Annotated in this window: 23 protein-coding genes; 16 read left to right on the forward strand and 7 right to left on the reverse strand. The window is 36.6% G+C overall.

Translation table 11 applies throughout. The features are described from left to right. Positions 1-14 precede the first annotated feature (14 nt). The 5 genes from FHS59_RS17495 to FHS59_RS17515 all read right to left on the reverse strand — a co-directional run bounded on the left by FHS59_RS17495 (position 15) and on the right by FHS59_RS17515 (position 2,949). The gene (locus tag FHS59_RS17495) at positions 15-725 is read right to left on the reverse strand and encodes a LytR/AlgR family response regulator transcription factor (RefSeq protein ID WP_184496660.1); all 711 of its coding nucleotides are present in this window, start codon (positions 723-725) and stop codon (positions 15-17) included. Between the two features lie 3 nt (positions 726-728). Next, entirely contained in the window at positions 729-1,052 is a 324-nt protein-coding gene (locus FHS59_RS17500; RefSeq protein WP_184496661.1) for an Hpt domain-containing protein, read from the reverse strand. An 18-nt stretch (positions 1,053-1,070) separates the two neighbouring features. Then, the gene (locus FHS59_RS17505; RefSeq protein WP_184496662.1) at positions 1,071-1,496 is read right to left on the reverse strand and encodes a hypothetical protein; all 426 of its coding nucleotides are present in this window, start codon (positions 1,494-1,496) and stop codon (positions 1,071-1,073) included. A gap of 70 nt (positions 1,497-1,566) precedes the next feature. Beyond that, entirely contained in the window at positions 1,567-1,965 is a 399-nt protein-coding gene (locus tag FHS59_RS17510; RefSeq protein ID WP_184496663.1) for a response regulator, read from the reverse strand. 207 nt (positions 1,966-2,172) lie between these two features. Continuing rightward, positions 2,173-2,949 (reverse strand): glycerophosphodiester phosphodiesterase, encoded by a 777-nt coding sequence (locus FHS59_RS17515; protein ID WP_184496664.1) that lies wholly within the window; start codon positions 2,947-2,949, stop codon positions 2,173-2,175. Between the two features lie 165 nt (positions 2,950-3,114). Here FHS59_RS17515 and msrB point away from each other — a divergent pair, with 165 nt between their 5' ends. After that, on the forward strand, positions 3,115-3,555 hold the full coding sequence (msrB, locus tag FHS59_RS17520) for a peptide-methionine (R)-S-oxide reductase MsrB (protein WP_184496665.1): 441 nt from the start codon (positions 3,115-3,117) through the stop codon (positions 3,553-3,555). 920 nt (positions 3,556-4,475) lie between these two features. Then, complete coding sequence (locus FHS59_RS17525; protein ID WP_184496666.1) at positions 4,476-6,212, forward strand: family 43 glycosylhydrolase; 1,737 nt, start codon at positions 4,476-4,478, stop codon at positions 6,210-6,212. Here FHS59_RS17525 and FHS59_RS17530 read toward each other — a convergent pair whose 3' ends face one another. Continuing rightward, positions 6,213-7,439: a hypothetical protein gene (locus tag FHS59_RS17530; RefSeq protein WP_221444532.1), complete on the reverse strand. Its 1,227-nt coding sequence runs from the start codon at positions 7,437-7,439 to the stop codon at positions 6,213-6,215. It abuts the gene before it with no gap. Positions 7,440-7,595: 156 nt separating this feature from the next. Between FHS59_RS17530 and FHS59_RS17535 the strand changes: the two genes are divergently transcribed. The 5 genes from FHS59_RS17535 to kdsB all read left to right on the forward strand — a co-directional run bounded on the left by FHS59_RS17535 (position 7,596) and on the right by kdsB (position 13,817). Further along, the gene (locus tag FHS59_RS17535; RefSeq protein WP_184496668.1) at positions 7,596-8,630 is read left to right on the forward strand and encodes an LLM class flavin-dependent oxidoreductase; all 1,035 of its coding nucleotides are present in this window, start codon (positions 7,596-7,598) and stop codon (positions 8,628-8,630) included. 29 nt (positions 8,631-8,659) lie between these two features. Further along, positions 8,660-9,598, forward strand: a complete 939-nt coding sequence (locus FHS59_RS17540) for a GNAT family N-acetyltransferase (RefSeq protein ID WP_184496669.1) — start codon at positions 8,660-8,662, stop codon at positions 9,596-9,598. A 167-nt stretch (positions 9,599-9,765) separates the two neighbouring features. Next, positions 9,766-10,590, forward strand: coding sequence for a polysaccharide biosynthesis/export family protein (locus tag FHS59_RS17545; protein ID WP_184496670.1), 825 nt, complete (start codon positions 9,766-9,768; stop codon positions 10,588-10,590). A 6-nt stretch (positions 10,591-10,596) separates the two neighbouring features. Then, the gene (locus FHS59_RS17550) at positions 10,597-13,056 is read left to right on the forward strand and encodes a GumC family protein (RefSeq protein WP_184496671.1); all 2,460 of its coding nucleotides are present in this window, start codon (positions 10,597-10,599) and stop codon (positions 13,054-13,056) included. Between the two features lie 35 nt (positions 13,057-13,091). Continuing rightward, entirely contained in the window at positions 13,092-13,817 is a 726-nt protein-coding gene (gene kdsB / locus FHS59_RS17555; protein WP_184496672.1) for a 3-deoxy-manno-octulosonate cytidylyltransferase, read from the forward strand. A gap of 25 nt (positions 13,818-13,842) precedes the next feature. On the opposite strand, the gene FHS59_RS23490 is transcribed toward kdsB, so the two are convergent. Beyond that, positions 13,843-13,965 (reverse strand): hypothetical protein, encoded by a 123-nt coding sequence (locus tag FHS59_RS23490; protein WP_262890876.1) that lies wholly within the window; start codon positions 13,963-13,965, stop codon positions 13,843-13,845. Positions 13,966-14,332: 367 nt separating this feature from the next. On the opposite strand from FHS59_RS23490, the gene FHS59_RS17565 reads away from it, so the two are divergent. From FHS59_RS17565 to FHS59_RS17605, 9 genes are all read left to right on the forward strand, one after another. Then, a complete protein-coding gene (locus FHS59_RS17565) occupies positions 14,333-15,331 on the forward strand; it encodes a mannose-1-phosphate guanylyltransferase (protein WP_184496674.1) in 999 nt (332 codons plus the stop codon). A gap of 505 nt (positions 15,332-15,836) precedes the next feature. Beyond that, positions 15,837-16,805, forward strand: a complete 969-nt coding sequence (locus tag FHS59_RS17570; protein ID WP_317168218.1) for a GDP-L-fucose synthase family protein — start codon at positions 15,837-15,839, stop codon at positions 16,803-16,805. Between the two features lie 64 nt (positions 16,806-16,869). Next, complete coding sequence (gene gmd, locus FHS59_RS17575) at positions 16,870-18,036, forward strand: GDP-mannose 4,6-dehydratase (protein WP_184496676.1); 1,167 nt, start codon at positions 16,870-16,872, stop codon at positions 18,034-18,036. A gap of 419 nt (positions 18,037-18,455) precedes the next feature. Continuing rightward, positions 18,456-19,268 carry a polysaccharide biosynthesis/export family protein gene (locus tag FHS59_RS17580; protein WP_184496677.1) on the forward strand — a complete coding sequence of 271 codons (813 nt, stop codon included), beginning with the start codon at positions 18,456-18,458 and terminating at the stop codon, positions 19,266-19,268. 49 nt (positions 19,269-19,317) lie between these two features. Further along, positions 19,318-21,717, forward strand: coding sequence for a GumC family protein (locus tag FHS59_RS17585; RefSeq protein ID WP_246388507.1), 2,400 nt, complete (start codon positions 19,318-19,320; stop codon positions 21,715-21,717). 987 nt (positions 21,718-22,704) lie between these two features. Next, positions 22,705-23,583 (forward strand): glucose-1-phosphate thymidylyltransferase RfbA, encoded by an 879-nt coding sequence (gene rfbA / locus FHS59_RS17590; protein WP_184496679.1) that lies wholly within the window; start codon positions 22,705-22,707, stop codon positions 23,581-23,583. Continuing rightward, on the forward strand, positions 23,580-24,152 hold the full coding sequence (gene rfbC / locus FHS59_RS17595; RefSeq protein WP_184496680.1) for a dTDP-4-dehydrorhamnose 3,5-epimerase: 573 nt from the start codon (positions 23,580-23,582) through the stop codon (positions 24,150-24,152). The genes rfbA and rfbC overlap by 4 nt, the downstream gene beginning before the upstream one ends. After that, positions 24,145-25,005 (forward strand): dTDP-4-dehydrorhamnose reductase, encoded by an 861-nt coding sequence (gene rfbD, locus FHS59_RS17600; protein ID WP_184496681.1) that lies wholly within the window; start codon positions 24,145-24,147, stop codon positions 25,003-25,005. Before rfbC ends, rfbD begins: the two co-directional genes overlap by 8 nt. Positions 25,006-25,153: 148 nt before the next feature. Further along, the gene (locus FHS59_RS17605; RefSeq protein WP_184496682.1) at positions 25,154-25,321 is read left to right on the forward strand and encodes a GDP-mannose 4,6-dehydratase; all 168 of its coding nucleotides are present in this window, start codon (positions 25,154-25,156) and stop codon (positions 25,319-25,321) included. Positions 25,322-25,547 lie beyond the last annotated feature (226 nt).

Genomic DNA, 25,547 nt, shown 5'->3' on the forward strand with positions numbered 1-25,547 from the left:
TAAATCGAGAGGGGTCAATCAATCAGGTTGATCCTTTTCATTAAATCAGCTCTCTTTGATCTGCTGATCGGGATCACTGATTTATGGATCAAAACTGTGTTGTCCTGAATATCAATTATTTTATTCAGGTTGATGATAAAGGATCTATGGACTTGAAAGAAAATGTCCTGAGGTAGTTTTTCCATGATCCTGGAGAGGGTAGTATGAACTCTGAAATCCTCTTTTTCGGTCATGATGTTAATGTAATCTCCATCCGCTTCAATAAGATTTACTTCTTGGGAAGAAATTTTAATCAGTCGCTTGTCGATATTTACAAAAAAATGATTCTTGGTTTTTGGTAATTCTGTAGGTTCAGATGCTTTGGAACTCTCTCTATGAATTTTTTCTGCTTTGATCACTGATTTTCTAAAGCGATCCGGATCAATAGGTTTTTTTAAAAAATCAATAATGGACTCAAATTCGAAGGCTTTTATTGCTGATTCCTGATCTGAAGTAGTGATAATAATGGAAGGGGGGTTTTTTAAAGTCTGGATAAATTCGAAACCTGTAAAGTCTGGCATGTGGATATCCAAAAAGATCAAATCCACCTCCTCTTTGTTTAAGTACCGGAAAGCATCCATGGCATTCGAAAATTTGCCAACCAGATTGATTCCATGTTCTTTTTCACATAAAAAAGTTAAGATTTCTCTTGAAACACTTTCGTCATCGACGATCAAACAATTCATAAACTAATCCTTACAATCAGTCAGAAATTTAAGGATTTTGGTGATGATTTCAAGGAATTCTGTTTGATATTTTAGTTTTCCTTCACGAAGCGCTAATTCATGTTTTTCAGATATTTCGTAGGATTGCTCCATCTGAAGGAAAGCGATTTTATGCTTGATTTTATGGACAATTTCGGAAGCCCAAAAGAAGTTTTTGGAGGACAGAGCCTTCTCATATATGCTGACCTCTTCGGGGAGCTCAACCATAAATAGCTGAATTATCCTGTTTTTGAATAATTCATTTCCATTTGATAAGGAGTGAAGATAATTTAAAGATGGATCTTCCATTTGTCTTTATTCAATGATTCAGGAATAGGTATATTTGTAATCTACCTCATCAGTCGTGTTAAAGATTTTTTTAGAAATGGCCAGAGTGAAATTTTTCACTGTTTCTACCAAATTGGCTCTTTTTTCATCGCTTCGTTCTTCTTTTTCACCTTCCACAAAAAATGCGAAAATCCATGATTTTGGGTCTTTGATATGGACGATGCTTAATTTTCCTTCAAGACCATGGAATTGACATAATGCTTTGTCAATAAATTCAGTGAAAATCTTTTCAAGCGTGTCGGGATCACCTTTTATAAATGGTAAGGTATTGTCGATGTAGAAGTTGATTTTGTTCTGCCCCACCAGTTTAACCGAGACCCGGCGGATCATATCATAACTGTCCACAATTTGATCTCTTTCGGTAGTTCCGGAAAAGGTGATAAACAAATTACTTTGATGTGTCATGATTTTTTTGGTTAAACTGGCAGAGAGATGGGGGCAAAACTGGGTGCAAACAACTTTCTCCTCTTTTTTCTTAGGGTCTACTGGCATTAAGTTTCCAATAGGTAATCATCAATTGAATGGTTTCTTTGTAATCTTCAGGTTTAATAGGTTTGATCAGTATACTGTTGACTCCTAGATCCCAACACTTTTGATGATCTTTTGTATTTTTTGAACTGGTGAAAGTGATCTTGGGTATTCTCCTAAATGCTTCCACAGTTTTTAATTTTTGTAGAAATTCAATTCCATTCATATCTGGCATATTGATGTCATGTATGATGATGTCTGGGAGAATCTTGGATTTGCCCAAGAGCGCAATCGCATCCCATCCATTTTCAGCTATCATTACTTCAATACCCAAATCCAAAAGCTTGATCGTCTCACTAAATCTGACCCTTTCCAGGTATTCGTCGTCTATAAATAAAACTTTCACAGCCTTTTTTCTTACAAATATGGGATATATCAAAAAGGTGTTTTTAAAATGCTAGTCGAGAATAGGTTAACTATAGATGGAATGCTGTTACCTATCGGTGAATGGATTTGGTATTTCATGAAAAAAGGCCTTTCCAATTGAGGAAAGGCCTTTTTTAAATATTTGGAATTTCTAAAATAGAGATCACATAATCAATTCAACTACTCGTTATTGAATGATCGATAAAAGAAGTTCAGGTTCGTCTGTCGTGATAAAATCAGTTCCCATTTCCAGAAGCCATTTCATATCTTCTACTTTATTGACTGTCCAAGCATTTACAGTCAAACCCAACTCTTTTGCTTCTTCGATCCATTGCGGGTTTTTCTTTAAAAATCCAATGTTGTAATCAAAACCAAAGAAACCAGCTTCTTTCAGTTCGGCGGGAGTCTTGTCTCCACTTAGATAAGCAACATTTGCTTTTGGATCTGTGGCAATAGCTTTTAAACCTCCTTCATAACTGAAAGTAATGTAGTCTACCCATTTCTGGGCTTTCATTTTCTTCACGGCTTTTACGGATTTTTCAGCAACTTCTTCCGAGCGGGCTACAGAGATCTTTGATGGTTTGATTTCAAAAATCAATTTTGTTCCTTTTTGTTTCATTCCAGCCGCGAGGTATTCTTCAACAGTGGAGAGTTTCTCACCGTTCTCATGTGTTTTGCTGAGCAACTGCTCGTAGCTAGTCGTCTCAATTGGCATACCCATAAAATCAGCATCATGGTTTACCACCAACACTCCATCAGCAGTCATCCATACATCAAATTCAGATCCTTCACAACCTAAGGCTACCGCTTCCTGAAGAGAGGCAATGCTGTTTTGGGGATGAGCATTAGCTTTCCAGGCTCCTCTATGTGCGATGACTTTATTTTTATGAAAGGATTTTTGGGCAACACTTTCTGTGATTTGACCAAACATTAGTATTAAAAGCAAAGTGTATAGAAACTTCATGGGAATTGGTTGAATTAATTCCCCTAAAATATCAATTCAATGAGGAATAGCTTTCCTGTTTTTGGTTTCTTTACAAAAACTTCATCTGGAAAACAGATTTAAACTTTTTAGAATTATTTGAATATGGGATTTGTTGCAAGAGAAAATCAAAGAGAAAGATAGATTATGATCAATTGGAATGATGTGATTAAATATGCCAATCATGGCAATCCGGAACCACCAAGGAGAGTAGAGAAAAAAGATGCGGAATGGAAAGAAATCCTAAGTCCGGAAGAATATAGAGTGGCCAGGCAGAAAGGAACTGAAAGAGCCCATAGTTCGGATATGTGTACCATTTTTGAACCGGGTAAATATGCCTGTCTTTGTTGCGGTACTGAGCTGTTTGATTCTACGGTCAAATTTGACAGTGGTACAGGATGGCCTAGTTTCACCCAGCCTATCGAACTGAATCACGTTGCATATACCAAAGACATCAGTTTTGGAATGGTGAGAGTAGAAACTACATGTAATGTTTGTGATGCGCATTTGGGACATGTATTTCCTGATGGACCGGCTCCCAGTGGTCTTCGCTACTGTATTAATGCAGTTGCACTTAAAAAGATATAAGTTGATTTAGATGAGGTTTTCGCTTTGGCATTTCCTAAAAATCAATGGATCTGCCTTCAGCTCAAAAACCGGATAGTTTAAGGGATTTGTTTCAAAATTCATTACACCTACAAAACGACATTTTGATTCGTCATTGCGAGGAGGAACGACGAAGCAATCTCGAAATAATTCTACGGGATTGGTTCCTCGGCTTATTGGCCTCCTTGCCTACCAAAAGGCAGGCTCGCAATGACGGTGCTATTATATTTCAATTTAGAACGATCGTTAATTGGACTCGTAGTGGGCTAACACAGCAGCGGTGCGGAGGTGGTATTGTGCGGTGGAAGTCCCGTACAATTGTAGGTATGCCAAATCTTGATCTTTTGCCTGTCTACCGGAAGGCAGGGTCCTTTTGTATCAATGCCAGTCCCGAATATTCGGGGGCAAAAGGACAAGGAAGAAAGACTGAAATTTTGAATCTCTGTCACTTTTGAAACCAAAAGTAACCAAAAGTTTTCTCCCTAAACTCTCCTTCAAATCGTTAAAAGATGTAGTAACTATATCAATTCGTTTCGATTTGATTTTTTCGCTTTGGCATCTCCTAAAAATCAATGGATCTCCCTCGTACCTCGTGAGCTAATTGATTTTATTAACGGGTCTGCCTTCAGCTCAAAAACCGGATAGTTTAAGGGATTTGTTCCAAATGATAATTTGTCACTAGAGAAGGTTAGTTATTTGGAGTAGGTTATATAAATCTTGCGAATAGCAATTGCCAAAAATTTATTTAACTTATTATTGTTAGCGTTTCAGAAGGCTTGAAATAGGCAACAAAGCTAAATTCTACCCACTCAAATTTTAGGGAAACTATTTAATGATAAATAGATTTTTGAGATAGCCTCTTGTTTCTTTTTTTATATTGTAGAAGATTAATTTAGCCCAAAATGAACCGTTTTCTTCCACTAGTTGCCCTAATAGTTTTAGGCAGCTATCCTCTCTTTTCTCAGCAACTGACTTATTGCAATCCGATCAATCTGGATTATGGCTATACACCGATTCCAAATTTTTCGGAATGGGGTAGACATCGGGCCACGGCTGATCCGGTTATTGTCAATTATAAAGGAGATTATATCCTGTTTAGCACCAATCAATGGGGCTATTGGACCAGTCCGGATATGTATAATTGGACTTTTCATTCCAGACTATTTCTTAATCCTTGGAACAAAGTTTATGATGAATTATGTGCTCCGGCAGTTGGGGTGAAAGGAGATACTGTTTTGGTCATGGGTTCCACTTATGAAAAGGATTTTACTATTTGGATGAGTACCGATCCTCTGGCAAACAAGTGGGAACCATTGGTAGAGAAATTTGAGATTGGAGGTTGGGATCCAGATTTTTTCAGCGATGATGATGGAAGATTGTATATGTACAATGGAAGTTCCAATAGATATCCTCTTTATGGTATAGAATTAAATTCCAAAACTCTGGATCCAATCGGAACCAGAAAGGAAATGTATTTGCTGGAGCCATGGAGATATGGCTGGCAACGGTTTGGTGAGCATATGGACAATAGTTTTTTGGATCCATTTATGGAAGGTGCGCATATGACCAAACACAATGGCAAGTATTACCTTCAGTATGGAGCTCCCGGAACTGAATTCAGTGGCTATTCTGATGGGGTAGTTGTTGGAGATTCTCCATTGGGGCCTTTTACTCCCCAATCAGATCCTTTGAGTATGAAATTAGGAGGCTTTGCCCGAGGGGCAGGCCATGGTGCAACATACCAGGATAACAAAGGCAATTACTGGCATGTGAGTACGATTATGATTTCAGTGAAAAACACTTTTGAAAGAAGGTTGGGGATTTGGCCAGCCGGATTTGATCAAGATGATGTTATGTGGTCCAATACCGCTTTTGGGGATTACCCCCATTATTTACCTGGAGCAGAGAAGCCCGGTGAATTCACAGGATGGATGTTGCTGAATTATGATAAACCCATGCAGGTCTCTTCTACGCTTGGAAATTATACTGCCAATAAAGCCAATGATGAGGATCTAAAAACCTATTGGTCTGCTAGTTCAGGGAATGAAGGTGAATGGATACAATCTGATTTAGGAAAGGTCAGTACAGTTAATGCAGTTCAGATTAATTATGCGGATCAGGATGTAGACCAGGATCGTTTAGGAAAAAGAACTGATCAATTTCATCAGTATATATTGAAATACTCTTTGGATGGAAAGAAATGGGAAGTTCTAGTGGATAAAAGTGATAATAAAACGGATGTGCCACATGACTATGTGGAATTGAAAAACCCTGTTCAGGCTCGTTTTATCCGTTTGGAGAATGTTCATATGCCAACTGGCAAGTTTGCCTTAAGTGGATTCCGGGTTTTTGGAAATGGAAATGGGGAAAAGCCTAAAGTTGTAAAGGATTTTGTGGTGCTTCGTACCGAAAAGGATAAGCGCAGTGCATTCCTAAAATGGAGACCCGTTGACAATGCTTATGCCTATAATATCTATTATGGAACAGCCCCAGATAAGCTCTATACGGCTATTATGGTATTGGGAAATAATGAATACTGGCTTAAAACCATGGATAGGATGAAGGATTATTATTTCAGCATTGAAGCCATTAATGAAAATGGAGTCAGCACAAAGACTGAAGTAATAAAAGTCCAATAATTATCGATTGTAAGGATATTCATTGATCCAGTGAAAACCTCGTTTGACGAGTTCGTAGCTGGATTTTTCTTTTTTACTCCCAATTGCCAAAATCTCCTTTTCCCCAAGATTTAGGAGAATTTCAAATTGATTTTCATCCAACTTTTTGATGTAGAGATGATGCGGATTCTTTTCATCCTTTTGGTTTTTGATCAGGATTTCACCTTCCTCTTTGATTTCCTGAATGTTGAAGTATTCTTTGGGTCCATTTTCAGATTGTAAAACCATATAGTTTTTTTCAAGCACTAGCTTGTTCCAAGGTCTGTTTGAATCAATATCAAATCCGGAATAGAGTCCTTCCCATTCATTTTCCATGGTTCGGAATTTTTGACTTTGAACATGTCCAATTGCTCTCGATACCGGGACAACTCCTACCAAATAAATGTTAGCAATAATCCATGCGACCTTAAATTTCTTGTTGTAGATTTTGGGTTTTATTTCTCCAAGGCTGCTTGGTTTATGAAGCATGAAAAATTCAAAAATGGGTTTGATTTTAGGTAAAAGAACTAAGATTGAGAATAGTAAAAGATGAGAAGAAAACAATTTGACAGGTACATCAAATGAAAAATTGACCAACACAATATTGAGACATACTGAAATTGATACCAAAGCTCCGAGAATTGCTGTTCGTCGGAATAAAAGCAAGAATCCAGCAATGATTTCTGATAAACCCATAAAGATTTTATAGGTGTCAGAATACCCAAAAAACCTCCATGCGAGACCCATGGGTGAAATATTCCCCACTAAAGTATCCATTGTGTAGAATGATGGACCGGGGAATTGTCCCTCAAGAAATTTGGCGATGCCGTAAGTAATCAAAGTCAATCCCACGAAGTATCGAGCATAGATCAAGGTCCATTGGTAGAAAGAAGCTGCATACTTTCTAGTTTTACCAATTAATACTAATACCAAAGCTGAGAGAACTGCAATGAATAAATTTGCAGGAATAGAAACATAGTCAAAGGTAGTGTCGCCACTTCCTGTCATCTGAATTTTTTCAAACTTTTCAATTCCTAAAATGCTATGTCCAAAAAAGAGAATAAACTTCTCTTTGAGTGCAATTACATATTTGGAAAAAAACTCATGAGTAAGAGGGATCTGATCTAAAGGGAAAGGGAAGCCATAAAGAATAATATAAATTCCGATTGCAAGGAATGTAAACTGTTTGATGGGATTGCTTTGGTTCATATTCATTTGTAAAAAAAGTGGAATTCAAATCTATTGAAAATTGCAAGCCAGCAAATTGACTTAAATATTTTTAACTAATATTCTATTCAATTATTGTGATGTAGTAGGGAATTGATTTTAGAGAAAAGGGGTTTTACATCAAAAATTCGGGAAACCATGGAAATAGGAATAGATAGTTTTGCAGCCACAGAAGCTGGGGATGTGAAAATCGATGCTCAAAAAAGTGTGGAAGCTTTAGAGCAACTTTTAACAAGAATTGAACATGCAGATCGGGTGGGTTTGGATGTTTTTGGTATTGGTGAACATCATAGAAAAGAATTTTTGGATTCAGCTACAGCAATTATTCTGGCAGCCGCTGCTTCGAGGACAAAAAACATCAAATTAACTTCTGCGGTATCAGTAATCTCTGCAGCTGATCCTGTTCGGGTATTTCAGGAGTTTGCCACTTTGGATCTGATCTCTAAAGGAAGGGCAGAAATTGTAGTGGGTAGGGGTTCTTTTACGGAAGCATTTCCATTATTTGGTTTAAAGTTGAATGATTATGACAAGCTATTTGCCGAAAAATTGGGCCTATTGCTTCAGATTAGAGACCATGAGACTATTTCTTGGCAGGGGCGGTTTAGACCAGCTTTGCAAAACCAAAGTATCTATCCTAGACCATTTCAGAATAAACTTCCCATTTGGTTAGGGGTGGGAGGAACACCAGGATCCTTTGCCAGAGCCGGTGCATTGGGACTTCCTTTGATGGTGGCAGTTATTGGTGGAGAAACACATCGATTCCGACCATTAATTGATCTGTATAGAGAAGCAGGTGAAAAAGCAGGTCATGCTCCGGATAGCTTGAAAGTTGGGCTTCATTCCTTAGGCTTTGTGGCCAAAACTACCGAGGATGCTTTGGATATATATTATCCCGGCTATGCTGAGACATTTACCCGAATTGGAAAAGAAAGGGGCTGGCCGCCGGTGACCTGGAATCATTTTTATGCCCAAACAGGTAGGACAGGAGCTTTGGTCATAGGAAGTCCGGAAGAGGTTGCAGAAAAAATAATTCGACACAGCAAAGCGCTTGGAGGAATTTCCCGCTTTACCTTTCAGATGGACAATGCAGGACTTAGCCATGATCAGTTAATGGAGTCCATAGAATATATTGGGAAAGAAGTAAAGCCTTTGGTCAAGCAGATGGAAGGATAAAATGTTAAGGATTTTCTTATACTTACTGTATGGAAATTAGAAAAGGGAAGGAAGAGGATATACCTAAAATTATAGAATTGCTCAAAATGTCTTTGGGGGAATCCATGATACCTAAATCTGAAGGTTTATGGAACTGGAAGCATCAGAATAACCCATTTGGTAAATCTCCGGTTTTGCTTGCAGTGGAGGATTCCAAGATCATCGGGGTTAGGGCATTTTTGAGATGGGAATTTATGGTAGATGGAGAGGTGAAAAAAGCTTGTAGGGCAGTGGACACGGCTGTTCATCCGGCATACCAAGGCAAGGGAGTTTTTAGCAAATTGACATTGTCCTTAATTGAGGAAATGAAGGAGGAAGGAGTCGATTTGATTTATAATAGTCCCAATGCGGATAGCATGCCAGGATACCTGAAAATGGGATGGGAAAAATGGGGTAAACTCCCACTTAAACTGGATTTTCATTTAAGCGTTGGGAGAAATAAACATCCACTTCAACCAGAGACTTGGGAAAACCTTGAAACCATTATTCAAAAGATAGAAAAATCAAATGCCAAGAATCAAAGACAACAGACCAATTTGAAATCAGGTTACCTCAAATGGAGGTATTTAGATTGCCCTTTGTTTCCTTATTACCATTTAACTGATGGAGAAACTTACCTTTTATTCTATAGAATAAAGGAAGGGAAAATGGGTAGAGAAATCAGGATAACAGATTTTTTCACATTGGATGAATTGGCTGATTCTAAAAACAAGCAGTTGAAAAAGCAATTGGCAAAAGTCCAAAAACTATCCGGAGCCAGATTTACATCTTATTCAGGTTTGGATTATCCAAAGCAAAAGGTTTTGAAACTAGGTTCATTGCCAATTTTGAAAGCTGGTCCATTTGTGACTTTGAGAAAAGTAAAGGAAACAATTGATCCCATGGAAATTGACTGGAATTGGTCTCTAGGTGATTTGGAGGTGTTTTAAAGAACTTTTTAGAATTGATAGAGGAGGCGGAAATTTCAAATTCAAAATTTCAAATTCTACCAAATCTTTGGAAGTAGTTAATTTTGTTCATTTTAGGATATTCTTGAAAATTAAATTACCCCTTGTCCATTTTCTATATATTTACGATACTTTCTTAAATGAGAAATATGAGAAAACTATTACCCTTATTTATTTTGATTATTCTTTCTTGGAGTTGTATCAGCAATAAAAGAATTACCTATTTACAGAATTTGCCCGAGAATGAACCGATTGAGCTAAATGAGTTTATTCCTTTCGCTGAGGTGGATTACAAATATATTTTGCAGCCTTTTGACATAGTGGAGATAGATTTTGCTTCATCTGATGAAGAGCTTACCAAGGCATTCAGTTACCAGAATAGTACTGGAGGCGGGATGTCAGGTGCAGGTGGTGGAGGTGGTGCCGGAGGCCAAGGATCTGATCCATTTTACTTTAGGGGTTATAGTATTGATCAGGAGGGTATGGTGGAAGTTCCGAAATTAGGTAAAATCCATGTGGCAGGAATGACAGAAGAGGATGCCAAAAACAAAGTGCAGGAAGAGATTAATAAGTTTTTTAAGGAAGAAGTGTATGTCAGACTGAGAATTGCCGGGATCAGATACACCACATTGGGAGAATTTAACAGTGTAGGAGTAAAGGTGATCTATAAAAATAGGGCAACCATTTTTGATGCTTTGGCAAACTCCGGGGAAACCACCTTACTAGGAAAGAAAAACAAGTTATTTATCATCAGGCAATATGATGGAGGGACCAAAATCCATCAAATTAATTTAAATGATAGAGCTATCTTGGGCAGTCCATTTTATTTCATCCAACCGAATGATATCTTGTATATGGAACCAATGAAAATAAGACAGATAGGAACTGCAGATAATTTAACAGCCTCATTGGCTTTATTTGCAGGTTTGTTGGCATCCACATTGCTGATTATTAATTTGGTTACAGGGAATTAAGGTAGCATGGAGAAATTAGACTTAAGTCAACTCGATAACGAGGAGAAAGCCTTAGAAATCAGATATGTAGTAGCCAAGTATATCCGGTACTGGCCTTGGTATGTTCTCTTTATCGGTCTATTTTTAATTGGAACCTTTCTGTTTCACCGCTATACCGTAGATGAATACGAGGTGACTGGTTCTATGATAATCAAAACCAATACCTCTCCTGAAGCCAGAATTCTCGATAGATCCAATATTTTTTCATCAGGAATTAATCTTGAAAACGATATCCTCCGCCTTAGATCAAAGAACTTAGCGCATGAAGCGCTTCAGAAAGTTCATTTTGATGTGGAGTACTTTGCCAAAACCAATATCAAAGCTATTGAGCTTTATGATCGTTCTCCGATACGGATTCAGGTGGATTGGGATCATTTACAAGTGACAGATACGCCAAGCGAGATAGTGATTTTGTCGGAAGAAAATTTTAAAATTTTACCGGAGGTTTCGGGTTTTATGGACTTCAATTCTGCGATGGCAGCAGGAGATGAATCCATTTATGACAAGACTTTTACTTTCGGTGAGGAAATAGAAACAGGAAGATCAAAATTCACCGTTTTTCTTGTAAATCCAGCCCGTACTGGGGAGTCAATTGTCTTTAAGCTAAAAAATCCAGCAGTTCTCGAGGAGCAGTTGGGTAAGTCCATCAATGTCAGCTTGGTAAATGAATACAGCTCTGTACTCCGCTTAAGCACCAATACCAAAGTAGTAGAAAAAGGAAGGGATTATATCAATGCTTTGATGACTTCATACATTGATTATGATCTGAATGAGAAGAATAGGATTCAAGAGAATACCTTGAAGTTTATCGAAGAGCAATTAGGCTTCTTGGAGGATTCCTTAAATAATAAAGAACAGGAGCTCCAGAACTTTAAGGTGGAAAATAAGATGCTGGACGTATCTGCAGAATTTTCAAATATCCTGAGCAAGATGAATTCACTCGATGAGATGAGTGCGGAGCTGGATTATCAGCTGGATTATTTTGAGCAGATATATCAATACATGCAGAAGAAAAGCAAGGACTTTTCAGATGTAATTGCTCCTTCGGTTATTGGTGTTCCTGATCCGCTGTTAAATGGATTGATCCAGACTTTGGTTACACTATCTCAGGATAGAAGGAAGTTGTTGGCCACTGTCAATGAAAACCATCCTGAGGTTTTGAAGATTGATGTGCAAATGGAAAAAGCACAGGAGGCGCTTTTTGAAAATGTGGTTAATTTGATTGCAAACACCAAGCAGAAAAAAGCGAATATCCAGAAGGATATTGACTTTTACGATTCCCAGTTCTCGACTTTGCCTGAATCAGAATCCCAGTATACAGGGATTTTCAGGGAGTTTAAGCTCAGGGAATCTCTTTATACCTATTTGTTGGAGAAAAGAGCTGAGGCCGGAATTGCTATGGCTTCCAATGTGTCTGATAATTCAATTTTGGATTATGCAAAGCGTGGCACTTTGATTTTCCCTAAAAAACAGCAAAACTATGGTTTGGCCATTGTTTTAGGGTTTTTACTTCCATTTGGCTTTATCGTGGTCAGGGATATTTTTGATGATACTATCAAGGATCAAAGAGACTTGAAAAAGAATTTTATGATCCCACAGCTGGGTATTATCGGGTATAGCCAAAAAGACACCAACCAGGTGGTGTTAGAACATCCAAAATCTGCTGTAGCAGAATCATTTAGATCACTTCGATCTGCGATTACCTATTTGGCAAGTGGAAAGAATACCAAGAAGATTTTGGTTACTTCTTCAGTTTCCGGTGAGGGGAAAACGTTTACTTCCCTAAACTTAGCATCTGCAATGGCTTTGGGGTCCAAGAAAACGGTGGTAGTAGGAGGGGATTTGAGGAGACCGAAACTTGCTTCCTATTTTGGTCATTCAGAAAAAATAGGTTTGTCAACTTATTTAATTGGTAAAGTGGAAGCGGAAGAGATTGTGTTTAAGAGCCAGCATGAAAATCTATCCTTTGTCCCATCAGGGGTAATTCCTCCAAATCCTGCAGAGCTCTTGCAGACAGAGAGACTAAAAGAGTTTTTAGCTTACCTAGAGGAAAGGTTTGATGTGGTAATTTTTGATACTCCGCCAATGGGCTTAGTATCTGAGACCATAGATTTGATGCGCCTGTTTGATATCAACTTATATGTAGTTAGACAATCTTACACTGTGAAAGATCACTTGGTCATGATTAATGACCTCTTTAATAATAAGCAGGTGAAGAACGTGTATGGAGTATTCAATGGGATTATTAATTCAGGTTACCATTACGAAGGCTACAATTACGGTTATGGAAATACATACCTTTATTCTCAAAATAATAAATACATGTACAATTATTATGGAGAGGATCTTGAAACTAAAAAGAAGAGGATCAGAAAGATGGATAGTTCTTTCTGGAAAAAAATCACAAAAGCATTTAGAGTCAAGTAACAATTTTCATATTCTCCTTAATAAATAATACAAGCTTGAAGAAAGCAGCCTTAATACCCGCCCGATTTGCCTCTACAAGACTTCCTGCAAAGTTGGTTCAGGATTTAGGAGGTAAATCTGTAATCCAAAGAACTTATCTGAGTACTGTAGCAACTGGGGTATTTGATGAAGTTTGGGTGGTAACAGATCATGTGGAAATCGCAAAGCAAATCGAAAGTCTTGGGGGAAAAGTGTTTTTCAGTCAAAAGGCCCATGAGAGTGGTTCTGATCGAATTGCAGAAGCGCTAAAGGAGGTTGATGCTGAAATTATAGTGAATGTACAGGGAGATGAACCTTTTCAGGATCGAAAGTCCTTAACTGACTTAGTTCAGGTTTTTGAGGATGGTGAGGTCCAGGTAGCATCTTTAAAGACCCTTATTTCTGAAGATGAGGCACAGAATCCGAACTTTGTGAAAGTTGTCAGCAATAAGGAAGGGGATGCCTTATATTTTTCCAGATCCTCCATTCCTTATAATCGGGACAAAATCAGGGATTTGCAGTATTGGAAACATGTTGGAGTCTATGCCTATAGAAGACAGGCTTTATTAGCATTTACCAAAATGCCAAAGTCTGAACTGGAAAGGATAGAGATGCTGGAGCAATTGAGATTACTCGAAATCGGCTTAAAAATCCGTATGGTGGAAACTACTCATCAGGCAGTAGCCATAGATACGGCTGAAGATTTGGCAAGAGCTAGAAGCATTATGGGAATAAAGGAATGAAGGCTTTGCCTAATTGGATTCAAGTTCAGCTTCCGATCTGATTGATATGATAGATCAATTCCTTGTGGAAAGTCCTTCCGGTAGGAAGGATTTGTTGACCTAATTTTACTGGTTCATAGTTTATGGCCTCCACTTTTTTGGACTTCATCAATTTACCCAAATCTGACCTGGAAAGAATAGAAATGCCGGAACAGCTAAGGTTAGTCGAAAACGGATTGAAAATCCTCATGGTGGAAACTGTCCTTCAAGCCATAGCCATCGATTCAACAGAGGATTTGACAAGTGCAGAAGCATCATGAGCCTGAAGTGATTTTTTATTCAAATAATTCAAGATTTGTATTTCAAAATTTTATTTTTGCTTCCTTAAGAGTTCTATTTGTAAATTTATAAAATAATTTAAAGTCATATTTTTTCTATATTCCACTTTCCATAAAATTTTAGGAATGTAGTTTTTTGAATATTAATATGGTTTTAGATGCTGAGTCAAATGTTTTTAAATATTAACTGAATTATTATTGAAAATTTTAAATGTCATCCTGTCAGGTGGAGTAGGTTCAAGACTATGGCCACTCTCAAGAAAATCTCAACCGAAGCAATATCTGCCTCTTTTCGAAAATAAAACACTTTTTCAAAAGACAGTAAATCGGAATCTAGAATTCTGTGATGAGATCATTATAGTCGGTAATTGTGAAAATTATTTACTTTCAAGAAAAGACCTTGATAATTCTGGAATAAGAGAATACAAGGAAATTATTGAAGCTTGCCCAAGAAATACGGCTGCTGCAATTGCTTTTGCTGCATTTTCAGTAGGCCCATCGGATATATTATTTGTCACTCCTTCAGATCATTTAATCGAAAATGGGGAAATGTATAAAAATTCGGTGGAAAGATCGATACAATTAGCTAAGGAGGGTTTCATTGTGACTTTTGGATTAAAACCAACGAAGCCCGAGACGGGATTTGGCTATATAGAAGCAGATGGAGAAGAAGTAAAGAGTTTTAGGGAAAAACCAAATTTAACGACCGCAGAAGGATTTTTAAAAAGTGGCAATTTTTATTGGAACTCTGGAATGTTTTGCTTTCAAGCAAGCGTTTTCCTTGAAGAATTAAAAAACTTTGAACCAGATGTATATTTAGCTTCTAAGAATTGTTTTGAATCAATTGAGAATAGAAAATTAGATTTTGATCTTTCTATGAAAATCCCTTCAATTTCTGTGGATTATGCTGTAATGGAAAGAACAAAAAAAATCAAGGTAGTTCCTTCTAAGTTCGAATGGTCAGATATGGGATCTTTTGAATCAATTTATGATCACTTTTTAAACCAGGGGCATAATGTAGACCTGTATGGAAATATGGTGATCGGAACTAGTATTCATTCTGAATTTCTAGGATTGAAAAACACTCTACTTATTTATACGGATGATGCTATATTAATTCTTAAGAAAGAGAATGCTCAGGATGTTAAGAAGGTTTTTGAGAGATTAGAACTAGAGAATCCAAGGCTAATTAATTAATTTCCGGATTTTCGGGTTTCAGTCTGAATTTGTATAAAAATTTCTATTGGTTTTGGTGCTTAGGAAGAACTGATTATATGTTTTCCGCAATAGAGCTAGTAGTTAAAGAATTAGTTTAAAAAGTCGAGGATAATCGTCCACCTACGACAGTCCACTGTCGATAGCAGGATGGAATAAACTTCAAACCTTTTTTCTTTGGCTACTGGAAAGAACTCTTTTTAACATAATTTATTATTAAAAGTTTGATTTTAAAAAAAAAATAAATTTTGAAAAACTCTAATTATTGATTTTTTATTTGCATAAACACTTGATTTTTCCAATTGACTGATAGTGATTTAATATGAATTGTTTTCAATCGTTAAGATAGATGAAAATCATACTTCAAAATCAGAAAAAGAATTATTACTAGGCAACTTATGCGTAAAAAATTAAATTTGAGTAGCTTATCTTACAGGGAAATTTCTAAGAATTCTACATGATTTATTTATCATAATTTAAATACAAAATAGTGTTATTAACGACTAAAATATATATAGCTGGCCATAATGGAATGGTTGGCTCGGCAATATGGAGAGCCTTGGAATCTAAAGGATACACCAATCTTATTGGTAAATCCTCCCATGAATTGGATTTAAGGGATATGTTGGCTGTATCAGACTTCTTTGAAAAAGAAAAACCGGAAGTGGTGATTGATGCTGCGGCAAGGGTAGGAGGGATTTTAGCAAACAATAATTATCCCTACCAATTTTTAATGGAGAATATGCAAATTCAAAACAACCTAATTGATACCTCATTAAAATTTGATGTTCAAAAATTTATCTTTTTAGGCTCTTCATGTATCTACCCTAAAATGGCACCTCAGCCATTAAAAGAAGAATATCTTTTAACTGGTCCATTAGAACCTACAAATGAATGGTATGCAATTGCGAAAATTACTGGTGTAAAAGCGTGCGAATCCATTCGAAAGCAATTCGGTAAAGATTATATTTCCTTGATGCCTACCAATTTATATGGACCTTATGATAATTTTGACTTAAATACTTCCCATGTGCTTCCTGCCATGATCCGTAAATTTCACGAAGCAAAAGAGCAGTCGACAGTCGACGGTCAACAGTCGGCAGTTACCTTGTGGGGTTCTGGTACTCCTATGAGGGAATTTTTATTTGTTGAGGACTTGGCTGATGCAGTGGTTTTTGCTTTGGAAAATCAATTTCAGGATAATTTATACAATGTTGGAACTGGAGTAGATTTAACTATCAAAGAATTGGCTGAGCTGATCCAAAAAACAGTTGGGCATAATGGTGAAATTATTTGGGATTCAAGTAAACCAGATGGGACACCTAGGAAATTGATGGATGTCTCTAAAATGGAAGCTGCTGGATGGAGAGCTAAAGTTTCTTTAGAAGAGGGAATCCAAAGAACCTATGCCTGGTTTCTACAGAACCAAGAAACATTTAAACAAGTAAAAATATAGTTAATAGCTTAAATCTTAAGTGAATTTCGCTTAGCGTTTAACTATTAACCTTTAACAATTTAATATGAAAACAGCATTAATTACTGGTGTCACCGGACAAGATGGGTCCTACTTGGCCGAATTACTTTTGGAAAAAGGGTACAAAGTTCATGGAATAAAAAGAAGAGCCTCATCATTTAATACTCAACGAGTAGATCATCTCTACCAAGATCCTCATAATGAATCTATTCGATTCAAGATGCATTATGGCGATTTGACGGATTCTATGAATATTATTCGAATCATTCAGGAAGTTCAGCCAGATGAAATCTATAATTTAGGAGCAATGTCCCATGTCAAAGTCTCTTTTGATTCACCGGAATATGTGGCGAATGTAGATGGGATTGGGACACTTAGAATTTTAGAAGCAGTACGTATTTTAGGCTTAGAGAAGAAAACTAGAATATATCAAGCTTCCACGTCTGAGTTATATGGGGGTATGCCCGAGAATAAAAACGAGAATGGATTTTATGATGAAAATTCGCCTTTTTATCCCCGTTCTCCTTATGGTGCAGCAAAAATCTATGGTTTTTGGATAACCAAAAACTACAGAGAAGCTTATGGTATGTTTGCTTGTAATGGAATTTTGTTTAATCATGAATCACCAAGAAGAGGTGAAACTTTTGTAACAAGAAAAATTACCATGGCTGTTGCAGCCATTGCCTTGGGTATGCAGGATTGCTTGTATTTAGGTAATCTGGAGGCATTAAGGGATTGGGGCCATGCTAAAGACTATGTTAAAGCCATGTGGTTAATACTTCAGCAGGAAAAACCTGAGGATTTTGTGATAGCTACCGGAAAAACTACCAAAGTCCGTGATTTCGTGCAGATGTCTTTTGAGCATGTAGGTTTCAAAATCCGCTGGGAGGGAAAAGGAGTGAATGAGGTTGGGATATTGGATTCTATTGATAATGATAAGTATCTATTAGCAACTGGTGTCAGCCTGAGCGAAGTCGAAGCCTCAAAACTCCTTGGGCAGGTACTGGTCAAGGTAGATCCAACTTACTTCCGCCCTACCGAAGTAGATCTTCTTCTAGGCGACCCGACAAAATCGAAAACACAATTGGGCTGGGAACCTGAATTTGACTTGAATGGCCTGGTTAATGATATGATGACATCAGATATCAAGTTGACCCAAAAAGATTTACACTTAGTAGAAGGTGGACATCCAGTTTATAGACAATCGGAATAGTATTTAATTTGAAGATTATTGCATGCCCAGGCCTTTCTAAATAAATGGTCTGGGTATTTTTATTTAAAGTGGACAAATTAACTTTTTTAGTTCGGATTTATGATTACCCGCAATTGATCCAATAGTTAAAGAATGAGATTAGAAAGTCACGGAAAATCGTCCGCAGACTACAGTCAACTGTCCAAAGCTCATTGAAATATCCTATACCCCCCTTTTTCTTTGGCAACTAGTAAGAAGGCAGATATTCATATTAAATTTTATTCTTTTTAATTTTAATTTGGAATAATATATACTGTAAATAAATATAGTGAAACTGTAATTTAATAATTAGTTTTTCTGAATTGCTAAATTTTGACCAGCTTTTCTACGAAATTGATTAAGTTTGCGCAGTTTTTGAACAAGAATTTAAAAATTCATTTATGCGGAGTTTCCGACTCGGGATTGTTTGTATCCTAGCCCTATTAGCTGCTACAGCTTGTGTATCCAATGAGAAGATTATTTATCTTCAAAATCAAGAGGGAAATACCCCAATAGAAGAAGGAGAATTAATCTCCTACGAAATCCCAGAATACCGATTGCAATACAATGATATCATTGATGTCAATATTCAGACAGTTGATGATATGATCTTAAACGGCTTTAATAATAAAGCTATGACTGGTATGTCAAATCAAATGGGGAATGTTGCAACCCAAACAGGAGGTGATATCTATTATATGACTGGTTATACTGTTGATAATAAAGGAAATATTCGACTTCCAATTGTGGGAGAAGTAAATGTAAAAGATAAAACTCTGGAAGAGGCAAGAGTTTCTATTGAAGAAAAACTGAGAGTCTATGTCACAACCGAACTCTATGTAAAAGTGAAGTTGGGAGGAATTCGTTATTCAGCCTTAGGTGAGTTTAGAAGACCTGGAAAATTTGTGGTGCTTCAGGACAGAATGACGATTTTTGAGGCGATTGCCAATGCAGGTGACTTGACTCCAATTGCAAAAAGGGATGAAGTACTTCTAATACGTCAGTATCCAGAAGGGACAAAACTTCATAGATTGAATTTAAATGACAGACATGTGGTTGAATCTGAATTCTATTTTATTCAGCCCAATGATCAGATCTATGTGGAGCCAATGAAAGTACGTGAGGTAGGAGCTGGGGAAAATGCAGCCCAATCCATTGCCTTGGTTATTTCTGCTATTACTGCTTTAGCTCTAATTTTGAATTTAATTAAATAAGATGTATCCAAATTCACCCCAGAATTCAGCAAATCAGCAGAATCCTTTTATGATGCAAAAAGAGGATGAGATTGATCTAAAAGTCTTATTATTTAATTACCTACAATACTGGCCTTTGATTTTGGCCTTTATGTTTGCAGGTTTGGTTTCAGCATTTCTATTTAATCGATATGCTACTAATATTTTTAAAGTAGAATCCAGTATCCTGGTAGAGGACGATAAACCAAGCTTGGGAACAGACCTATTTGAATCAGCAGGTTTTGGGCTTCAGGGGAAAAACAATATTGAAAATGAAATTGGGATTTTAAAATCATTTTCCTTGGCAGAAGAAACAATTTCTGAGTTGAACTTAAATGTTCAATATTACAATGAGGGCTTTATTACCACCAATCAAATTTATGACAAGCTACCTATTATAGTCTCTGTAGATTGGAAACAGCCTCAATGGGTAGGAGGAATGTTCAAAATTGAAGTTTTGGATGAAAATACTTTTGAATTGCAAATTGAAAATGATGAGTTCAATATTTACAATCCTTCCGATCCCTATTATAAATCAAAACTGGAAGATCCTTCCTTAAAAAAGTCTGTTTATTCCTTTGGAGAAAAAATTGAGGAGGAGAATCTCTCGATTAAAATCAATAGTATTTTTGCCAATCCAGGAGAGAAATTTCAGTTCAAATTAACTGATACACCAACACTTGCCCTGAAATATAAAGAAGAATTGTCTGTTGCCCCAATCAATAAACAGGCATCTATTTTGAATTTAAACCTAGAAACTCCTGTAAGAAGATTGGGGGAAGATTACATCAATAAGTTGATGGAAATGTACTTGAAGAGGGAGTTAGATGAAAAAAACAGGGCTTCAGAAAGTACCATTCGCTTTATTGAAAATCAATTATTGGGAATTTCTGACTCTTTAGAGACTTCAGAAAATAAGTTGCAGCAGTATAGGTCTGAAAATAATGTCTTTAATCTTTCACAGGAAGGTTCGGTAATCTTTGAAAGATTGCAGGAACTTGATAAACAAAGAGGGGAGACTGAGGTCAGTTTAAAATACTATCAAACTCTTAATTCCTATTTAGAAAATAATCAAGGGGGTGATTTGGTTGCTCCATCCATTATTGGTGTAACTGATCCTTTGTTAAATTCATTAGTTGAGGCTTTGGCTGAATTGCAGGCTGAGCAAATCCGATTAAAATCCAATTTTTCTGACCAAGCACCTTCTGTTAGGGAAAATGCTACCCGTATTGCAAATACAAAAAAGCAATTGCAGGAAAATGTGAATCTGGCATTAAATAATACTCGGAATGTATTAGCAGACCTGAATAATAGAATCCGTATGATTCAGGCAGATATTAATGCATTGCCTAAGACAGAAAGAGATCTGATAGGAATTCAACGAAAGTTCACAATCAACGAGAATATTTACGTCTATCTTTTAGAAAAGAAAGCCGAAGCTGAGATTACCAAGGCATCCAATATGCCTAAAAATACCATTTTGGATTTTGCAAAAGCCGGTCAAATCCCTGTTGCACCAAAGCGCTCTTTAAATCTATTGATTGGTTTGATTCTAGGTCTAATAGTACCAATAGGATTCATTACTATTAAGGATTTCTTGAATACGAAAATTGAAGATCCGAAAGAGTTAGAAAATCAAATCAAGGTTCCTTTGATTGGGATGGTTGGAAGAAATAACTCGGATGATGCGCTTCCTGTATTGAATAATCCTCGCTCTTCAGTGACGGAATCCTTCCGATCTTTAAGAGCAGATATGACTTATTTGAGTCAGCAAAAGGAAAACTTAACCATACTCTTTACTTCCTCCATTTCCAGTGAGGGTAAAACCTTTGTATCCATCAATATGGCTTCTGTTTATGCCTTAATGGGTAAGAAAACCATATTGATAGGTTTGGATTTAAGAAAACCTAAGATTGCTGAGGATTTTGGCTTGATGAATGACAAGGGTATGAGTACCTGCTTGAGTTCTGACACCCCATGGCAATCTGTAATCAAGTCTTCTGGACATCCTGATTTTGATGTGATCTTATCTGGTCCTATTCCTCCAAATCCAGCCGAACTCTTACTCCAAGAGAAGTTTACTAACATTGTCAATGAAATAAAGGAAGCCTATGATGTGATCATCTTTGACTGTCCTCCTGTTGGTTTGGTGTCAGAGACCAAAGAATTGTTTGGCTTGGCTGATATCAGTTTCTTTGTTTTCCGACAAGGATATTCCATGAAAGGAAATACTCAAATTTTAAATAACCTAGTTGAAAAAGGCGGGGTTTCTAAAATCTATGGAATATTGAATGATGTCCATATTGACAAAGGCTACGGCTATGGCTACGGTTATGGTTACGGTTATGGATATGGAAATAATTCTTATGGCTACCATGAAGAAGTTACTCCATTGCCTTGGTGGAAAAGGGCGCTGAGAAGAAAAAACTGATTGAAATACGAAGTACGAAACTGGAAATTGGAAAGATGAATTCAGAAGGCTAAAATTAAAGTCAGAAGTAAGAAAAAAAGTCAGAAGTATGAATTCAGAAGGCTGAAATTGAAGTCAGAAGTATGAATTCAGAAGGCTAAAATTAAAGTCAGAAGCATGAATTCAGAAGTCTGAAAAAAAGTAAGAAATCAGAATCTAGAAATCTGAATCAAACATCTGACATCAGTCATCCAACACCTGACAATTTACTTCATGTCCGCTTTCTCCCCAAATTGACTATCCATTGCACATCCTTAATTCATGAACATTTCTTCAATTCTCAGGTTCCCAAGGAATTAGTAATTGGTCACCTTTTTGAAAAAGGGAGGGAACAGAAATCACCCTTTAAAATATCAAATGCAGTTTTAAGTATATAAAAATTCCGTTTAAAAATAGGATAAAAAATGAGTACAAAAACTACTCACTTTACTTATCTTTGAGAAACGATTGCCTTTTTGCTAATTAAAGAGGCATTTTTTTAACAATTAACCCAAAATGTTCATCGAAATCGATGAACCTGATTTTCTTAGCTAAGTTCCTATGAAAATGGAATTGGAAAGTTTTTCTTACAAAAAATTTTCATTTTTCATTTTCCAAACTGGGACTGAAAGGGCGAAGCTGTAGCCGCCCTAAGCAGAGTTTAATTTATAGTAATTCGAGGTAAGCTCTAAGGTTACCATTTAGTTGTAATTTTTAATCTCGCTTGCTAGAGGTGGTTCAAGTGTCTAAAGTTTAATTGCTCCATTCTTTTATCCTCTTCTGGGAAAATTCTAAATCATGATTATCCGCAATGGAGCTAGTAGTTAAAGATTGAGTTTAAAAAGTCGCGGATAATCATCCACCGACGACAGACCACTGCCTAAAGCAGGTTGAAATAAACTTCAAACCCTTTTTTCTTTGGCTTCTGGTAAGAAAGCGGATTTACATATTATTTAATAAAAATATTCAATGAAAGGAATTGTTTTAGCTGGGGGATCTGGTACTAGGCTTTACCCTATTACCAAAGGAACATCAAAACAGTTATTGGCTGTTTATGACAAACCAATGATCTATTACCCTTTGTCTGTTTTGATGTTAGCAGGCATAAAAGAAATTTTAATTATTTCAACTCCTGATGATTTGCCAAATTTTAAGAAACTTTTAGGAACTGGTAAGGATCTAGGCATAACCTTATCCTATGCCGAGCAACCTAGTCCGGATGGTTTGGCCCAAGCATTTATTATAGGAGAAGAATTTATTGGAGAAGATAACGTTTGCCTGATCTTGGGCGACAATATTTTTTATGGACATGGTTTTACCAAATTATTGAGTTCATCTATCAATAATGTCGAAGAGCTTGGGAAGGCTACTGTATTTGGATATTACGTTCAAGATCCAGAGCGCTATGGTGTAGCTGAATTCGATAAAGGAGGTAATGTTTTAAGCATTGAAGAAAAACCTAAAGAGCCAAAATCTAATCAGGCAGTGGTTGGGTTGTATTTTTATCCTAACTCTGTTATTGAAGTAGCTAAAAATATTAAACCTAGCGAAAGGGGCGAGCTCGAAATTACTACTGTCAATCAGGAGTATATGAAAAAGGGTAATCTAAAAGTTGAATTGATGGGAAGAGGCTATGCTTGGTTGGATACAGGTACCCATGAGTCAATGCTAGAAGCATCTAATTTTATTCATACCATTGAAAAAAGACAAGGTTTGAAAGTAGCTTGCCTGGAGGAAATTGCCTTTGAGATGGGATATATTAGCGCTTCACAATTACTTGAATTAGCAGAACCCTTGAAGAAAAACGAGTACGGTCAATACTTAATCAAGAAAGCATCAAAATCGTGAAATTTGAACGTCTTGAAATCCCCGATTTAGTGCTTTGTACTCCAAATGTATTTGGAGATGAACGAGGTTATTTTTTTGAGTCCTTTAAACAACAGGAATTTGAAAGATTTTTAGGTTTTCATGTTCCTTTCTGCCAGGATAATGAATCTAAGTCCACAAAAGGTGTACTTCGAGGCTTGCATTTTCAATTACCTCCCTTTGCCCAAAGCAAATTAGTCCGCGTGATCAAAGGAAGTGTATTGGATGTATCAGTTGATCTCAGAAAGGGATCACCCTATTTTGGGAAACATGTAGCTGTTGAATTGAATGAAGAAAATAAAAATCAATTGTTTATACCTAGAGGCTTTGCCCATGGATTTTTGGTATTGAGCGAGGAGGCTATTTTTGCCTACAAAGTGGATAACTTTTATTCTAAAGAAAATGATAGAGGGTTGTTATTTAATGACGAAAAGATAGGAATCAACTGGGGTATTGCGGAAGATCAAATTTTATTGTCTGAAAAGGATAAAGTTCAACCTATCCTGGAGTTAGCTGATTGTTTTAATTTTAAAGAGGACCTTTATGCATAACATTTTAGTAACTGGAGCAAAAGGACAACTGGGCTCTGAAATCAGAGCTATTTCTGAGAATTATTCTTTTCAGTTTTTTTTTACAGACCAAGAGGAGTTGGATATAACTAAAAAAGAAAATATTGAATCTTTTATTCAGGATAATAAAATTCAGACAATAATTAATTGTGCAGCTTATACCGCAGTCGATAAAGCAGAGTCCGATCAGGAAATTGCCTTCAAAGTGAACCGAGATGCTGTTGGATATTTGGCATCAGCAATTCAAAGTGTAGAGGGAAATATGATTCATATTTCTACTGATTATGTGTTTGATGGCACCGGCTATAAGCCATATATGCCAGGTGATTCTGCAAATCCTAAGAATATATATGGAAAAAGTAAATGGGAAGGTGAGGAATTGATGAGATCAATTCCTCTGTATAATTCACTAATTATTCGGACTTCTTGGGTATACAGTGAATTCGGTTCCAATTTCGTCAGAACAATGCTTCGATTAGGAAAAGAAAGGGAAACATTAAATGTGATTGATGATCAGATTGGTTCACCTACCTATGCAGCAGATCTGGCAAAAGTATTATTAGATATTATTCCAATTCTAGATCATTCTGGAACCAGAACTTACCATTATAGCAATGAAGGCGTATGTTCTTGGTATGATTTTGCGATTGAGATAATGGAAAAGGCAGGTCTAAGCTGTGAAATTATACCCATTCCTACCTCTCAATATCCTACAACTGCATCTAGGCCGCATTATTCTGTCATGGAAAAGGGTGGTTTTAAGTCAGATTATCAATTAGCTATCCCTTATTGGAAAAATTCCCTTCAAGCTTGCCTAAACAAACTTACCAAGTGAAAAATTATTTAGTAATATATCCGATGGAAGGGAAAGGGAGTTTAAGAAATTGGAGTGCTAGAATCAATTGATAGAGAGTTGTACAAAAAAGCAAGAGAATTAGAATTAGACGTTCAGGTTTCAGGATTCCAACGCTGAACATAGAACCTTGAACCTAGAATCGACCTTGGAAAAGGTCGACTCTTCCTACTTCCGCCCAACCGAAGTAGAGCTTCTCTTAGGCGATCCCATCAAATCCAAAACCCAATTAGGTTGGAAGCCAGAATACGATTTAGCTGGATTGGTTGAAGATATTATGATTTCTAATATCAACTAAATGCAAAAAGATTTGCATTTAGTTGAGGGTGGTCACGAGGTAATAAAACAGGCGGAGTAAGAACAAGAAAAAGAATCAGAATTTATTATTAAAAAGTTTAAGCGAAAAAAAAATTCTATTTTAATTCTCAGCTAAGTTAACCTTCCACTTGTCTTTGAGGAGAAATATAGAGTGGTACGATAAGATTTTAATTTTTCTATTAATAATTAGTTGATAGCTGTATTGC

Source organism: Algoriphagus iocasae, assembly GCF_014206875.1.
Lineage (GTDB): Bacteria > Bacteroidota > Bacteroidia > Cytophagales > Cyclobacteriaceae > Algoriphagus > Algoriphagus iocasae.

What these genes read in the sequence shown, in the direction of transcription:
- FHS59_RS17545 (WP_184496670.1), top strand. Translation starts at nt 9,766, where the DNA reads ATGAGAAAACTATTACCCTTATTTATTTTGATTATTCTTTCTTGGAGT.
- gmd (WP_184496676.1), top strand. Translation starts at nt 16,870, where the DNA reads ATGAAAACAGCATTAATTACTGGTGTCACCGGACAAGATGGGTCCTAC.
- FHS59_RS17540 (WP_184496669.1), top strand. Translation starts at nt 8,660, where the DNA reads ATGGAAATTAGAAAAGGGAAGGAAGAGGATATACCTAAAATTATAGAA.
- FHS59_RS17585 (WP_246388507.1), top strand. Translation starts at nt 19,318, where the DNA reads ATGATGCAAAAAGAGGATGAGATTGATCTAAAAGTCTTATTATTTAAT.
- rfbD (WP_184496681.1), top strand. Translation starts at nt 24,145, where the DNA reads ATGCATAACATTTTAGTAACTGGAGCAAAAGGACAACTGGGCTCTGAA.
- FHS59_RS17535 (WP_184496668.1), top strand. Translation starts at nt 7,596, where the DNA reads ATGGAAATAGGAATAGATAGTTTTGCAGCCACAGAAGCTGGGGATGTG.
- FHS59_RS17530 (WP_221444532.1), bottom strand. Translation starts at nt 7,439, where the DNA reads ATGAACCAAAGCAATCCCATCAAACAGTTTACATTCCTTGCAATCGGA.
- FHS59_RS17525 (WP_184496666.1), top strand. Translation starts at nt 4,476, where the DNA reads ATGAACCGTTTTCTTCCACTAGTTGCCCTAATAGTTTTAGGCAGCTAT.
- msrB (WP_184496665.1), top strand. Translation starts at nt 3,115, where the DNA reads ATGATCAATTGGAATGATGTGATTAAATATGCCAATCATGGCAATCCG.
- FHS59_RS23490 (WP_262890876.1), bottom strand. Translation starts at nt 13,965, where the DNA reads ATGAAGTCCAAAAAAGTGGAGGCCATAAACTATGAACCAGTAAAATTA.
- FHS59_RS17515 (WP_184496664.1), bottom strand. Translation starts at nt 2,949, where the DNA reads ATGAAGTTTCTATACACTTTGCTTTTAATACTAATGTTTGGTCAAATC.
- rfbA (WP_184496679.1), top strand. Translation starts at nt 22,705, where the DNA reads ATGAAAGGAATTGTTTTAGCTGGGGGATCTGGTACTAGGCTTTACCCT.
- FHS59_RS17505 (WP_184496662.1), bottom strand. Translation starts at nt 1,496, where the DNA reads ATGACACATCAAAGTAATTTGTTTATCACCTTTTCCGGAACTACCGAA.
- FHS59_RS17550 (WP_184496671.1), top strand. Translation starts at nt 10,597, where the DNA reads ATGGAGAAATTAGACTTAAGTCAACTCGATAACGAGGAGAAAGCCTTA.
- FHS59_RS17495 (WP_184496660.1), bottom strand. Translation starts at nt 725, where the DNA reads ATGAATTGTTTGATCGTCGATGACGAAAGTGTTTCAAGAGAAATCTTA.
- FHS59_RS17580 (WP_184496677.1), top strand. Translation starts at nt 18,456, where the DNA reads ATGCGGAGTTTCCGACTCGGGATTGTTTGTATCCTAGCCCTATTAGCT.
- FHS59_RS17500 (WP_184496661.1), bottom strand. Translation starts at nt 1,052, where the DNA reads ATGGAAGATCCATCTTTAAATTATCTTCACTCCTTATCAAATGGAAAT.